This is a genomic window from Bradyrhizobium sp., from assembly GCF_035484855.1.
Classification (GTDB): domain Bacteria; phylum Pseudomonadota; class Alphaproteobacteria; order Rhizobiales; family Xanthobacteraceae; genus Bradyrhizobium.
In genome coordinates, this window is record NZ_DATHOP010000109.1 from 42,186 (window position 1) to 55,238 (window position 13,053).

Genomic DNA, 13,053 nt, shown 5'->3' on the forward strand with positions numbered 1-13,053 from the left:
CTTGTCCTCGGGCTCATGCGACGCGCAGTTTTTCCAGAATTTTCGGATCGGGATCGATGCCGAGGCCGGGTCCTTGCGGAACCGCAAGATGGCCATCCACCGGCTCATACCAGTCGCCGAACGGGCTCATCGTGAGGTCGCAATACAGCCGCTCGACCATCGGCGCGCGCGACAGTGCCGCAACGAGATGCGCGGTCGCGATCAGGCCCGGACCGAAATAGGCGGAGTGCGGCGCGACCGCCATGTTGGCCGCGTTGGCATTCGCGATGATGTCGCGCATGATGGAAATGCCGCCGATCTTGGCTGCGCTCGGCTGCACGTAGTCGACCGCCCGGCTGTCGATCAGCCGCGCGAAATCTGCGGGCGTCAGCACGTTTTCCCCGATCGCGACGGGAACGCCACTGCGGCTTACCTGGCGGGCGGCCTCAAAATCCTCCGGCGGCCAGACCGGCTCCTCGATCCATTTCAACCCGAGTTCGCGCAAGGGTGCCACCGCCGCCAAGGCTTCCGCTGGCGTCCACGGCGCATTGACGTCCACCATCAACGAGCCGCCATTGTGCCGCCGCAGCACTTGCGCCGCCGCCGTGATCTCGGCGCGGCCGGTTTCGTGGATTTTCAGTTCGCGGTACCCGCGGCCCAGCGCCTCCTCGCTGGTGCGGACGACGATGTCGGTGTCATTGTATTTCAGCAGGCTGGCATAGGCCGGCAACCTCTCGCATGGCTCTCCGCCGAGCAGCCTGTAGATCGGCAGGTTTTTCGATTTCCCAAGAATGTCCCAGAGCGCGATATCGAGGCCCGACAGCGCATACATCACAGGCCCGGCGCGGCCGACGCCGTGTACGTGATAGATCAGCTTCTTCATCAGCGCGGGAATGTCGCTCGCCTCCGCGCCGATGCAGACCGGCGCGATCAGTTTCTCCAGCAGCGATTTGACGGCCGGCCAGATCCGGTGCGGAAACGCTTCGCCCCAGCCGGTGATCCCGCTGTCGGTCTCGACCTTGACCAGCAGCGTCTCGAACGCGCTACGCCCCTCGCCGGCGAATTTCGGCGTGGCGGAGCCTGCCTTGAGATGCTGGCGATAGACGACGCCCGATACAGAAGTGATTTTCATTGCAATTCGAATCCGGCCCAGGCGCCACGCGAGAATCCCTCCCGCTGTTATTGTTGTTGATGCGCCCAAACTCTGCCTATCATGGGTCAAGCCGCCAGCATAGCGGCCGCGAGAGCGATAAAAACAACGACTGGATCGGGAGCTGAGAAAATGCCGGTGAAAAAGCGCGATCGGCTGGTGAGCCGGCGACATGCCATCGCCACCATGGCCGGTGGCGCCAGTTTTATCGCGGCGCCCGCGATCACATCAGCGCAAACCCCGCTGAAGGTCAGTTTCGTCCAGCAGCGTGGGCTGCTCTATCTTCCCGTCGACATGATGGTGTCAGGCGGCGTACTGCAGCAGGAGGCGAGCAAGCTCGGGCTTGGCAAGGTAGACGCCACGGCTACGACCTTGAGCGGCCCGGCGCCCGTCATCGATGCGTTGCTGTCGGGGTCGGCCGACTATGGCGCGGCCGCGCTGCCGTCCGTGCTGACGCTCTGGGACAAGACCCATGGCACTCCCAACGAGGTCAAGGCCGTCGGCACCATGTCGAACGGCGCCATGGTGCTTTACACCATCAATCCGAACGTCAAGACCATCGCCGATTTCACCGAGAAGGACCGCATCGCGGTGCCGTCGGTGCGCATCTCCTTCAATGCGATGATGCTGGAAATGGCGGCGGAGAAATTATGGAACGACCCGCATCGCCTCGATCATCTCACGGTCGGCCTCGGCCACGCGGATGCGGTCGCAGCCCTCTCGGCGGGCTACGGTTCGGCCACCGTAACCGCGCATATCGGCGTGCAGCCTTTTACGGATCGCGGGTTGAGGTTGCCCGGTGCCCATGTCGTCGCCGACAGCCGCGAGGTGTTCGGCGGGCCGCTGACGCAGGTCACGTTGCTCGCGAGCAAGCAAACCAGGGACAGGAACCCGACCCTGTTCAAGGCGGTCGCCAACGCGCTGGAGCAATCGATCAAGCAATGCAACGCCGACAAGCGCGCCGCCGCGGTGCTGTGGAAAAAGGCCCAGAACGCCTCCGAAAGCGTCGACGAGTTGTTCGCCCTGCTCAACGATCCCGGCTTCGAGTTCACCTCGCAGCCGCATCGCATCGCCTATTTCGCGGCGTTCCTCAACCGCATCGGCAGTCTGAAGTCAGAGGTCACCGACTGGAAGCAAGTGTTCTGGGAAACCGCCTACGATCAGCAGGGCGATTGAAGCCGTCGCGCGTCAGGCCGCCACCGTCTTCAGCCGTCCCTCGAACAAATCCCGTCCCTGCACCAGGGCGCGGATCTTGCCGTCGGCGATGGTGCGGCTCAGCATCCAGAACCCGCAATCCGGATGCACATAGCGGATGCGGCCGGCGCCGATCGCCTGTTCGGCCTGTTCGATCGAGCGCGCGACCTCGTCGGCGCGTTCGATCTCGGTGCGCTTGACGTCGATGACGCCAAGCCCCATGCCGATTTCCGGCCGCAGGTCGCGGAACACGGCGAGTTCGCCTAAGGGGCGGTGCGCGTTCTCCATCACGATGTGATCGACATGCAGGCTGTTGAGATAGGCGATCAGCTTGCTCCAGCTGCCTTTCTGCACCGATTGGCCGCCGTAATTGCCGAAGCAGAGATGCACTGCTGCCTTGCCCTTGACCGCGTCGAGCACGCGGTTGATGGCGGCCGCCGCCCATTCCCATTCCTCGGGATGGCCGGGAAGATTGGCCTCGTCGAGTTGCACCACGTCGGCCTCGATGTGGCTGACCTGCTGCGCCAGCACGTCGGCGATCGCCATGCACAGCGAAGGCGTGTCCTTGTAATGCTTGTTCAGCACGGTTTTCGCCAGCATGTGCGGACCGGTGACGGTGAATTTAAGCGGCCGGCTCGCCAGCGCTTTGGCCCGCGCGCAGGCATCGGCCAGATTGAGCGTGCCGCTTCCGAGCGCGCCGTCGACCACGGCGGGCGGTCGCGTCCGGAATCGCATGCCCGGCTGGGCGCGGTATTCCATGAGTTCGTCAAAACCGATCTCGGTGCGGACGCCCCGCATCGGTTTCACGAAGTATTCGATCATGCCGTTGGTCTCGGGGTGATTGATGTCGAACCGGTAGAGTTCGCCGTCGCAGACCAGATCGATGCCGGAATGCTCCTGGGTCGCGATCACCACGCGCGTCGCATCCGATAGCGCCTGCTCCGACGGCGCCGCCACCAGCCAGCTGGGAATCGGATAGGAGCCGACGGTGGTGGTCTTGATGGCGGGACCTGTCATGGTTTTTTCTCCTGGCTCATTTCGGCAGGTATTGCAGCGCGTAGAAATCCTGCGGATGGTCCGCGGCGGATTTGTTGACGCCGGCATATTCCACCAGCACGGACACGGAACTGGCAAAATTCGCCGGGCTGACCTGGAACGGCGGCAGGCTTTTGGTTTCCTCGGTGTGATAGAGCGGCAGCGTCAGCTTCAATCCGTCGAGCAGCAGTTTGCGCTCGCCGGCCTTGGGATAGGCCTTCAGCAGCGCATCCACCGCGGCCTCCGGATCCTTCTCGGTGGCCTGCACGGCGCGCGCGGCGGCCTTCATGAAGTGGCGGGCCAATTCCGGATTCTTCGCCAGCATGTCCTTGTTGACGACGATGCATGAGCTGATCAGGTTGACCCCGAAATCGGAGAACGGAATCACCGTCACCGGCTTGCCGGTGGCCTTCTCGATCCGCAGGTTCTGGTCATTCAGATAGCCCAGCATCAAGTCGGCGCGGCCGTTGATCACGGCGTTGAGTTTGGTTTGCGGGTCGCCGCTGACGATGGTGAGTTCGTCCTCCTTCAGGCCCATCTTCTTCAACAGCAGCGGCCACACCAGCGACAGCGAATCGCCCGGCGTCAGCGCCACCGTCTTGCCGCGCATGTCCGCGGGCGAATGGATGTTGCGTTCGGCCAGACCAATCAGCGCCATAGGGCTCTTCTGCAGCAGCACGCCGGTCGTCACCACCGGCGCGCCTTGCGCCGCGGCCTTGATCATCGAGGCCACGTCCGCATAGCCGAAATCGGCTGACCCGCCGGCCACCGCCTGCACCGTCGGAACCGAGCCGCGGCCTTCCTGGATCTGCAGGTCGATCCCTTCCTCGGCAAAATAACCGCGCTCCAGCCCGAGGAAGAACGGCGCATGCTCGCTGTAGACATACCAGTTGAGCAGCAGCACCGCCTTGGCCGGCGGCTTGTCCTGCGCAGAAGCGGCGGGAACAAGGGAAAGAAGCGCGATCAGCGCTGCGACTAGTCGGATCACCGTTTGCTCCCTGGATTTTCTTTCGCCCGTCTGGCGCACGCCGAAGCGTTGGCAAATCGTGTCTGAAGATACCGGGCAACACAAGAGCCGATTGCCGGCGGCCTCGAGAGGTCCGGTCGAACTTCGAAATTCAGCTTCGATCGGCCGATTTCGCGCGCAGATATTGAGCGTATCCTGGACCAACGTGCGGTTGAGGCCTGCGATGGCCAGGTCGCTGGCGCCGACTGGCGCGCCACTCTACCCTGCTGGCCTCGCCGTCGATCCCCGCACGATCAGCACTGGCTCCAGCACCACGCGTTCCCTGCGTGCGGCGGGGTCGGCGATGGCGTCGAGCAGCAGGCGCGCGGCCTGGTTGCCCATGCTGCGCTGGGCGATGCGCACGGTGGTCAGCGGCGGGGACAGCATGTCGACATAGGGCATGTCGTTGTGGCCGACCACGGAGATGTCGGCCGGGCAAATCAGGCCGCGCTCGGACAGCGCGTCATAGACGCCGAGCGCAAGCAGGTCGTTGGCAGCGACGACAGCGGTCGGCATAGTCTTGCGGTCGAACAGACGCAGCGCAGCGAGACGGCCCTGCTCGCGGGTATAGGCACGCGCGGTTTCGATGGCGATGTCCCGCGCCGAAAGTCCCGCGCGCGCGGTGGCCGTCTTGAAGCCGGCCCGGCGCAGCGCGCCGGTCGAAACATGCTGCGGCCCGGCGATGTGGCCGATGCGTTTGTGCCCGAGGCCGACGAGATGGTCGACCGCAAGCCGCATGCCCGCTTCGTCGTCGGTGACGACCGCCGGCAGCGCTCGCGCCGCATCGCTTCGGTTGACCAGCACGACCGGGATCGATGCGGCGCGGCATTGGGCGACCACGGGATCGTCCAGCGTCACGGTGGCGAGCACCAGCCCGTCGACGCCGCGTGCGATCAATCGTTCGACCAGTTCCTGCTCGCGCGAGGGATCGGGCCCGACGTCGACGACGATGGTCGCATAACCCTCGGCGCCGAGCGTCTCCGTGATGCCGGAAAGCACCGGCGGAAAGCCGGGGTCGGCGATGTCGGGGGCGAGCACGCCGATCAGGCCGCTTCGCCCGGTGCGCAGGCCGGCGGCGATCACATTGGGTTGATACCCCAGGTCGGCCGCGGCGGCGCGGATGCGCCTGGCGACATCGGGAGCGACCAGATGGCTCATCGCGCCGGAGAGCGCGCGCGACACCGTCGAGGGGTGCACGCCGCATTTTTCGGCCACATCCTTTATCGTCGGGCGCGAGGAAGCCGTTGGCTTTGTGGCTCGCGCTGATCCTGTGCTGCCTCTGTGCGTCATTCGAAGGTCTTCCGCATCGCAACCAACGCCCGGTATCGGGCATTTAGAAAGCCCGCCGCGTCCTTGACACACGCCTATAAAACCCTTTATGCAATCGATTGCAACGCCCTCCAGCCGGTCATCCCCCATGAATGTTCCGAACGCGCTGTCGCCGCATCTGATCCGCCCTGAACATCTTGAGCCGCATTGGCGTTGGGATCGTGCGATCCCAGCGCATGGCCACATGTCGGTCGATTTCGAGCGCCGGATCGATTTCGACCGGCTGCGCCATTATCGCCTCGCGCGTGCGCGGGCGGCGCTGAAGGCGTCCGGCTGCGGCGCGCTGCTATTGTTCGACGTCAACAACATCCGCTACGTCAGCGGCACCAAAATCGGCGAGTGGGAGCGCGACAAGCTCTGTCGCTTCGCGCTGCTGGCCGGCGACGGCGAGCCGATCGTCTGGGACTTTGGCTCGGCCGCGGTGCATCACCGCATCAATTGCGACTGGCTGCTGCCGGAGAATTGCAAGGCCGGCATGCTCGGCATGCGCGGCACCGTGCCGCCGGCGGTCGGGTTGATGAAGGCGCATGCCGAGGAAGTCATGAGCCTGCTGCGCACAGCCGGCGTCGCCGACATGCCGGTCGGCGTCGACATTGCGGAGACCGCGATGTTCTTCGAACTGCAGAAGGCCGGCATGAAGGTGGTCGACGGCCAGCAGGTGATGCTGGACGCGCGCGAGATCAAGAACATCGACGAGATCATGCTGCTCAACCAGGCCGCCGCCATGGTCGACGGCGTCTATCACTCGATCTACGAGGCGCTGAAGCCCGGCGTGCGCGAGAACGACATCGTGGCGCTGGCCAACAAGATCCTCTACGAGATGGGCTCCGACGACGTCGAGGCGATCAACGCCATCTCCGGCGAGCGCTGCAACCCGCATCCGCACAATTTCACCGACCGCATCCTGCGCCCGGGCGATCAGGCCTTCTTCGACATCCTGCAATCCTATCAGGGCTACCGCACCTGCTATTACCGCACCTTCAACATCGGCCGCGCCACGCCGGTGCAGCACGACGCCTACAAGCAGTGCCGCCAGTGGCTCGACGACGCCATTGCGCTGATCAAGCCGGGCGTCTCCACCGACACGGTGGCAAAGGTCTGGCCGAAGGCGGAAGAATTCGGCTTCCCCAGCGAAATGGCGGCGTTTGGCCTGCAGTTCGGCCATGGGCTGGGGCTGGCGCTGCACGAGCGCCCGATCATCTCGCGGCTGGTGTCGCTGGAAAACCCGATGGAGATCAAAACGGGGATGGTGTTCGCGCTGGAGACCTATTGCCCGGCCAAGGATGGCTTCTCGGCGGCGCGGATCGAAGAGGAAGTCGTCGTCACCGACCGGGGGTGCCAGGTCATCACGCTGTTCCCCGCGGAAGAATTGCCGATCGCGAACAGGTATTGAGGACGTTCGATCCGTCATCCTGAGGTGCGAGCGCTGCGGTGCCCTTGCACCGCAGGGCGAGCCTCGAAGGATGAACGGCCGGGCTGGTGGCTGTCATCCTTCGAGGCTCGCCGAAGAGGCTCGCACCTTCAGCGACAACGGCGAAGCCGTTGCGCGGGGATGACGGATAGAGGTTTGAGTATGCCGTCGCTTCGCCCGCAGTCAAACGCAAACAGGAGCAAGAACATGACAAAACATTCCCTCGGCTGGATCGGCATGGGACGGATGGGCTATCCGATGGCGGAGCGGCTGGTGAAGGCCGGCCACGATGTTGCGATCTGGAACCGGACCCGCGCCAAAGCCGAACCGCTCGCGAAGAAGGGCGGGCGCATCGTCGACCAACCGAGCGAACTTTCCGGCTGCGACATCGTGTTCACGATGGTGTCGACGGGCAAGGATCTCGAACAGGTCTATTTCGGCGACCACGGCCTGGTTGCGAGCGCCTCCGGGCCGCGGCCGAAAATCCTGGTCGACTGCTCCTCGATCGGGGTCGAACAGTCGGAAGCGATCCGCGCGCGGTTGAAGCAACTGGGCTGCGAATTCATCTCTTCGCCGGTCTCGGGCAACGGCAAGACCGTCAAGGCCGGAAAGCTCTCCACCGTCGTGTCCGGTCCCAAGGCTGCCTTCGACCAAGTGCAGCCTTATCTGGCGATCATCGCCGCCTCCGGCGTGTCCTATGTCGGCGAGGGCGAATTGTCGCGCATCTGCAAGATCGCGCACAACGTCTTCCTCGGCGTCGTGATCCAGAATCTGGCCGAGATCACCATCCTGGCGCAAAAGGCCGGCGTGCCGCGCCACGCCTTCCTCAACTTCATGAATGCCAGCGTGCTCGGCTCGACGTTTACGAAATACAAGAGCAACGCGCTGGTCAATCTCGACCTCACCACGACCTTTACGCCGACGCTGCTGCGCAAGGACCTCGATCTCGGCCTGCAGGCCGCCCGCGAGCTCGGCGTCGCCATGCCGGTGACGGCCGCAACAAGGGAGGCGCTGCAGAGCCATTTTGGCGCGGCGACCTTGAAGCCGGATCCATCGGCCTATCTGGAAAAGGATTTTGCCGCGCTGATCGAAACCGTGGCGCTCGCCGCCGGCCTGAAGCTCGAGCCCGAAAACGTGCCGATGCCGACCGGACTGGAGACCGAAGACTAGATTAAATCCGCGGCTTCACTACAGCTCCGGCCGGAAGTCGATCGTGCGCAGGATCACGCCCGGCGGGTTGCCCTCCAGCTCGACATCGCTGAATTTCCGCGCCGCGCGCGCCTCGATGCGGTCGCGCAGCCGGAAGAATTGCTGCTGGCGCTGCTCGGGCGTCGTGCGCGAGGTTCCCTCGATCAAATCCATCGCGTCGGTGGAGATGGCGCAGGCGACAACGGCCTCGTCATTCTTCATCGTGAACAACACGACCCTGCGGTTGAAGTCGTAGTCCTGAAACTGGCCTTCGGTGAGGGCCATCTCGAAGCCTCCTCGATTGGCGATCGGCCGGGTCGTCAGAATTTCTTCTTGGCCGGCGCCGGGTTGAGTTCGGCGATCCTGGAAAGGCAATCCTCCCGCGTGACGTGCGGCCCGGTGACGAAGGTGCCGCTCACCTTGGTCGAGTACCAGCCCTCACCGACCCCGAGACGCAGCGACTCTTCGGTCTTGACGTGGCGCGGCGAGAGAATTTGCATGGAGCTTCCTTTGCGGCCCGGTATTCGCAACGTTTCGCGCAAACCATCCTGCCACCCTCGCATTGCGCCTTTTAAGCCCGAATAGCCACGACTTTCTTCTCCACGGTCGGCGTTCTCCGGCATCGGCTTCGCAAACCGTCGGGGATTATTGCGCAAGGCGCGACCTGCGTCGGGCTACAGCGTCGCGGCTAAACCGGTTCCGAGAAGCCATTTTTTGCTTGACGGCGGCGGGTCCTGCCACAATCATGAGTTGCGTCACGATCAATCCATTAGACGATAAATCATTGCAACCACGGATCATGAGCCAATGGCCAATCAACTCGGCGCTATCAAGCACATCGTTCAGCTGATGCTGGAAAACCGCTCGTTCGACCAGATGCTGGGGTTTCTCTACGAGGGCCAAAAGACCCCGGGCGGTCAGCCCTACGAAGGCCTGACCGGGAACGAGTCCAATCCCGACGACACCGGCCGCGAGTTCAAGGTCTACAAGATCGATAGCTCTTCGCCGCATCCCTACCGGATGCCGGGCGCTGATCCCGGCGAGGGATATCAGCACACCAATTATCAGCTGTTCTCGACCGACACTCCGAAGCCGAACCAGATTCCCGCCAACAAGGGTTTCCTGATCGACTTCAAGGCCGCGATCGCCTCCGATCTCGCCAATGGGTTCAAGGATACGCTGCCGGGCACCGATCCATCGGAAATCATGGGAATGTATACCCCGCAGATGCTGCCGATCATGTCCGCTCTCGCCAGGGGTTTTGCGGTCTGCGATCACTGGTTCTCTTCGGCGCCGACCCAGACCTTGCCGAACCGGGGGTTTGCGGCGGCGGCGACATCGCTCGGTTTCCTGAAAAACGCCCACGCCAAGTTCTTCACCACGACCAGCATTTTCGGGCAGATGTCGAAGAGCAACGTCGACTGGGGGATCTACGGCTACAACAGCGAGCCGATGACGCGGATGGATTTTCCCGACACCCGCGCGGCGCCCGATACCCATTACGGGCATTTTCGCGACTTCCAGGAGCGGGCGGACGACGGCACGTTGCCGGCCTATTCGTTCCTCGAACCGGACTGGGGCGCCAACGGCAACAGCCAGCATCCCAATTACGACGTGGCGCTGGGCGAGAAGCTGATGCACGACGTCTATTACGCGGTGCGCAATGGCCCGAACTGGAACGATACGCTGCTGATCATCACCTATGACGAGCATGGCGGCAATTACGACCATGTGGCGCCGCCCTGGGGCGCGGTTCCGCCCGATGACTCCGCCGGCGAGTTCGGCTTCGACTTCACCCGCTTCGGCGTCCGCGTGCCGGCGCTGCTGATTTCACCGCGGATCGCGCCGGGCACCGTGTTCCGGGCCAAGCGCGGCACCATCGATCACACCTCGGTGCTGAAGACGATCGAACTGCGCTGGAACATCCCGCCGCTGACCGCGCGCGACAAGGCGGCCCCCGATCTCGGCGACGTATTGACGCTGGCGACGCCGCGGCCGCTCTCGGACGATCCGCTGCAAGGCGTCGAGATTCCGGTCTCCGCCACGGTGCCCGTGGACGTGCAGCAAGACCTGTCGCAGCCATCGGTGATGGAGCGCCTGCATGCCGAGAAGGTCTCAACCCTGCCGCTGCGCAACCAGCAAGGCAGTTACGACGAGCATACGATGCCCGATCTGCCGACCAGCGGCGCCGTCGCCGAGTATATCCAGGGCCGCACCGCCGCCTGGCGTCAGCACCTGCAGCGTCGCGAACACCGTGCGCAGCGCAGCCGCAAGGCTCGTCCAGCACGGCCTGCCGCGCCGTCGCGCAGCGCGCCGAGCCGCGGCAAAAAGACCACCAAGAAGTCGAGCCGAAAGAAATAGTCACGAACAGCGACCGACGCTGACATTGCCGCGTCGGTCGCAGGCGCTTCACCCCGCCGTGCGCGCCCTGCGTCCCTCGATCGGATAGCCCGGATCGTTGAAACCCGGCGTCGACGGATGGCCTGATGCGACCAGCCGATCGATCAGCGCCTCATCCTCGGCGGTGAACGTGTAGTCGAGCGCGCGGATATAGTCGTCCCATTGCGCCTCGGTGCGGGGACCTGCGATCACGCCGCTGACGAAGGCGGAGTTCAGCACCCAGCACACCGCGAATTGCCCGGCGGTGATGCCCTTCTTCTCCGCATGCTGCTTGATCTCCTGCGCCAGCTGCAGCGATTCCGGCCGCCACTCGGTCTGCATCATGCGCTTGTCGTTGCGCCCGGCGCGGGTCTCCTTGTCGGGGGCTGTGTCGGGGGCGTATTTGCCGGTCAGCACGCCGCGCGCCAGCGGGCTATAGGGCACGATGCCCAGCCCATAGTAATTGCAGGCCGGGAAATGCTCGACCTCGGGCATCCGGTTCATGGCGTTGTAATAGGGTTGGCTGACGATCGGGCGGTCGATGCCAAGATCGTCGCAGATGTTGCAGATTTCCGCGACCCGCCAGGCGCGATAGTTCGAGACGCCGAAATAGCGCACCTTGCCGGCCTGGATCAGTTCGCCCATGGCGCGCACGGTCTCGCCAAGCGGCGTCGAATGGTCTTCCTTATGCAGGTAATAGATGTCGATATAGTCGGTGCCGAGCCGCTTCAGGCTTTCATCGGCCGCCTGCAGCACCCAGCGCCGCGACAGCCCGCCGCGATTGGGATCGTCGCCCATCTGGTTGGCCAGTTTGGTCCCGAGCACCCAGCCGTGCCGGCTGTTGGAAATCGCCCGCCCCACCACCTGCTCGGAATTACCGCCATTATAGGCGTCCGCGGTGTCGATGAAGTTGACGCCTGCCTCGCGCGCTTTCGCCACGATCCGCGTCGATGTCGCTTCGTCGGTCGGGCCGCCGAACATCATGGTGCCGAGACAAATCGGCGAAATCTTCAGGCCGCTGCGGCCGAGGTTGCGGTAGTGCATGGGGACAGTCCTTCTCAGTATGTGCTCCCTCGCCCCGCTCTTCGCGGGGAGAGGGTTGGGGTGAGGGGCTCCCTCAGCGAGTGCGGACGATGGGTTGAGCAGTGTGCCTCGCCCCTCACCCGAAATTCGAGTTACACTCGAATTTCACCTCTCCCCGTGAAGAACGGGGAGAGGTGAAGAAGGCTTATTCATTCTTCAATATCTTAAACACGCCGCTGGCCATTGCGATACAGCGCTTGTCGACGGTGACCTCGGTCGAGACGAAAACCAGGCTGCGGGTCGAGCGTACCACGCGCGGCCTGGAGATCAGGGTCTCGCCGATCTTGCCGGACTCGACGAAATGCGTGTCGAGCTGAACGGTCGCGAGTTTCGTCTTGCCCGAAACGTAGCGCGCCGTCATGCCGCAGGTGCGGTCGGCAAACGTCATCAGCACCCCGCCCTGCACCAGGCCGCGCCGGTTATGGTGCTTGTCCTGGGCGACGAGGGCATATTCATGCGCGCCGTCGACGATTCTTTGCCACAGCGGCCCGACCAGGTGCACGAAGCCGGTGGTTTCGACGATGCTCCAGCCGGAGGCCTTCAGCAATTTCTCGGCGGCCTTGTCGGTCATGGCTGTCATTCCGGTTCCGGCGGTGAATTCGCATCTCGCCTCATTTCATCAAGCGGCGGCGTGTTGTAGTCAAGGGCATGAGCCGGCCGTTCAACGATGCCACCAGGCGGAATATCCAGGCGCGCTGCGCCGCCTTTGCGCGGCTGCCGGAGAGCGCGAGCGCGCCCGCGCTGAAACGCGCCGCGGTGGCGATCGCGCTGGTCGAAGCAGGTTCCGACAGCAACGAGACGGCGCTGTTGCTGACGAAGCGCGCGGCGGCCCTGCGCGCCCATCGCGGTCAATGGGCGCTGCCGGGCGGACGCTGTGACGCAAGCGAGACCCCGGTTCAAGCCGCGCTGCGCGAACTGCATGAGGAGCTTGGCCTCGAACTCGGCAAAGCCGATGTGCTGGGCCTGCTCGACGATTATCCGACGCGCTCCGGCTATCTCATTACCCCGGTCGTACTGTGGGCTGGGGCGAATGCGGCGATATCGCCGAACCCAAGCGAGGTCGCTTCGGTGCATCGCATCGCGCTCGACGACATCGAGCGTGAGGACGCCTTCGACTTCATCGCCATTCCCGAAAGCACGCGCCGCGTGATCCGCTTTCACCACGCCGGCGGATTGATCCACGCGCCGACCGCGGCCCTGATCTACCAGTTCCGCGAAGTGCTCGCAGGACGCGACACCCGCGTCGCCGAGTTGGAACAACCGGTGTTCGCCTGGAAGTGACCGCGTGAAGCAATCGAA

The 13,053-nt window shown here is 64.1% G+C and carries 13 protein-coding genes; 5 read left to right on the forward strand and 8 right to left on the reverse strand.

The features are described from left to right. Positions 1–13: 13 nt before the first annotated feature. Positions 14–1,111, reverse strand: a complete 1,098-nt coding sequence (locus tag VK804_RS12790; RefSeq protein ID WP_325371181.1) for a mandelate racemase/muconate lactonizing enzyme family protein — start codon at positions 1,109–1,111, stop codon at positions 14–16. Positions 1,112–1,261: 150 nt separating this feature from the next. Here VK804_RS12790 and VK804_RS12795 point away from each other — a divergent pair, with 150 nt between their 5' ends. Next, positions 1,262–2,305 carry a hypothetical protein gene (locus VK804_RS12795; protein WP_325371182.1) on the forward strand — a complete coding sequence of 348 codons (1,044 nt, stop codon included), beginning with the start codon at positions 1,262–1,264 and terminating at the stop codon, positions 2,303–2,305. 12 nt (positions 2,306–2,317) lie between these two features. Here the strand turns inward: VK804_RS12795 and VK804_RS12800 are convergent, their stop codons facing one another. The 3 genes from VK804_RS12800 to VK804_RS12810 form a co-directional block, all read right to left on the reverse strand. Then, complete coding sequence (locus VK804_RS12800; protein ID WP_325371183.1) at positions 2,318–3,340, reverse strand: cobalamin-independent methionine synthase II family protein; 1,023 nt, start codon at positions 3,338–3,340, stop codon at positions 2,318–2,320. Between the two features lie 16 nt (positions 3,341–3,356). Then, a complete protein-coding gene (locus tag VK804_RS12805) occupies positions 3,357–4,346 on the reverse strand; it encodes an ABC transporter substrate-binding protein (protein ID WP_325371184.1) in 990 nt (329 codons plus the stop codon). Positions 4,347–4,583: 237 nt separating this feature from the next. Next, positions 4,584–5,579: a LacI family DNA-binding transcriptional regulator gene (locus tag VK804_RS12810; protein ID WP_325371185.1), complete on the reverse strand. Its 996-nt coding sequence runs from the start codon at positions 5,577–5,579 to the stop codon at positions 4,584–4,586. 202 nt (positions 5,580–5,781) lie between these two features. Here VK804_RS12810 and VK804_RS12815 point away from each other — a divergent pair, with 202 nt between their 5' ends. Beyond that, positions 5,782–7,086 (forward strand): Xaa-Pro peptidase family protein, encoded by a 1,305-nt coding sequence (locus VK804_RS12815; RefSeq protein WP_325371186.1) that lies wholly within the window; start codon positions 5,782–5,784, stop codon positions 7,084–7,086. Between the two features lie 180 nt (positions 7,087–7,266). After that, entirely contained in the window at positions 7,267–8,274 is a 1,008-nt protein-coding gene (locus tag VK804_RS12820) for an NAD(P)-dependent oxidoreductase (protein WP_325371187.1), read from the forward strand. Positions 8,275–8,292: 18 nt separating this feature from the next. Here the strand turns inward: VK804_RS12820 and VK804_RS12825 are convergent, their stop codons facing one another. Next, entirely contained in the window at positions 8,293–8,577 is a 285-nt protein-coding gene (locus VK804_RS12825; RefSeq protein WP_325371188.1) for a DUF1488 family protein, read from the reverse strand. A gap of 35 nt (positions 8,578–8,612) precedes the next feature. Next, positions 8,613–8,792, reverse strand: a complete 180-nt coding sequence (locus VK804_RS12830; protein WP_325371189.1) for a hypothetical protein — start codon at positions 8,790–8,792, stop codon at positions 8,613–8,615. A gap of 307 nt (positions 8,793–9,099) precedes the next feature. Here VK804_RS12830 and VK804_RS12835 point away from each other — a divergent pair, with 307 nt between their 5' ends. After that, complete coding sequence (locus VK804_RS12835) at positions 9,100–10,653, forward strand: alkaline phosphatase family protein (RefSeq protein WP_325371190.1); 1,554 nt, start codon at positions 9,100–9,102, stop codon at positions 10,651–10,653. 48 nt (positions 10,654–10,701) lie between these two features. Here VK804_RS12835 and VK804_RS12840 read toward each other — a convergent pair whose 3' ends face one another. Both VK804_RS12840 and VK804_RS12845 read right to left on the reverse strand, forming a co-directional pair. Continuing rightward, complete coding sequence (locus tag VK804_RS12840) at positions 10,702–11,715, reverse strand: aldo/keto reductase (protein ID WP_325371191.1); 1,014 nt, start codon at positions 11,713–11,715, stop codon at positions 10,702–10,704. Positions 11,716–11,899: 184 nt separating this feature from the next. Next, the gene (locus VK804_RS12845) at positions 11,900–12,325 is read right to left on the reverse strand and encodes a PaaI family thioesterase (protein ID WP_325371259.1); all 426 of its coding nucleotides are present in this window, start codon (positions 12,323–12,325) and stop codon (positions 11,900–11,902) included. 77 nt (positions 12,326–12,402) lie between these two features. Between VK804_RS12845 and VK804_RS12850 the strand changes: the two genes are divergently transcribed. Further along, on the forward strand, positions 12,403–13,035 hold the full coding sequence (locus VK804_RS12850) for a CoA pyrophosphatase (protein ID WP_325371192.1): 633 nt from the start codon (positions 12,403–12,405) through the stop codon (positions 13,033–13,035). Positions 13,036–13,053: the final 18 nt, after the last annotated feature.

Excerpts from the sequence above, each read along its gene's own strand:
- VK804_RS12850 (WP_325371192.1), top strand. The coding sequence starts at position 12,403 with ATGAGCCGGCCGTTCAACGATGCCACCAGGCGGAATATCCAGGCGCGC.
- VK804_RS12795 (WP_325371182.1), top strand. The coding sequence starts at position 1,262 with ATGCCGGTGAAAAAGCGCGATCGGCTGGTGAGCCGGCGACATGCCATC.
- VK804_RS12790 (WP_325371181.1), bottom strand. The coding sequence starts at position 1,111 with ATGAAAATCACTTCTGTATCGGGCGTCGTCTATCGCCAGCATCTCAAG.
- VK804_RS12845 (WP_325371259.1), bottom strand. The coding sequence starts at position 12,325 with ATGACCGACAAGGCCGCCGAGAAATTGCTGAAGGCCTCCGGCTGGAGC.
- VK804_RS12800 (WP_325371183.1), bottom strand. The coding sequence starts at position 3,340 with ATGACAGGTCCCGCCATCAAGACCACCACCGTCGGCTCCTATCCGATT.
- VK804_RS12830 (WP_325371189.1), bottom strand. The coding sequence starts at position 8,792 with ATGCAAATTCTCTCGCCGCGCCACGTCAAGACCGAAGAGTCGCTGCGT.
- VK804_RS12815 (WP_325371186.1), top strand. The coding sequence starts at position 5,782 with ATGAATGTTCCGAACGCGCTGTCGCCGCATCTGATCCGCCCTGAACAT.
- VK804_RS12835 (WP_325371190.1), top strand. The coding sequence starts at position 9,100 with ATGGCCAATCAACTCGGCGCTATCAAGCACATCGTTCAGCTGATGCTG.
- VK804_RS12840 (WP_325371191.1), bottom strand. The coding sequence starts at position 11,715 with ATGCACTACCGCAACCTCGGCCGCAGCGGCCTGAAGATTTCGCCGATT.
- VK804_RS12820 (WP_325371187.1), top strand. The coding sequence starts at position 7,267 with ATGCCGTCGCTTCGCCCGCAGTCAAACGCAAACAGGAGCAAGAACATG.
- VK804_RS12825 (WP_325371188.1), bottom strand. The coding sequence starts at position 8,577 with ATGGCCCTCACCGAAGGCCAGTTTCAGGACTACGACTTCAACCGCAGG.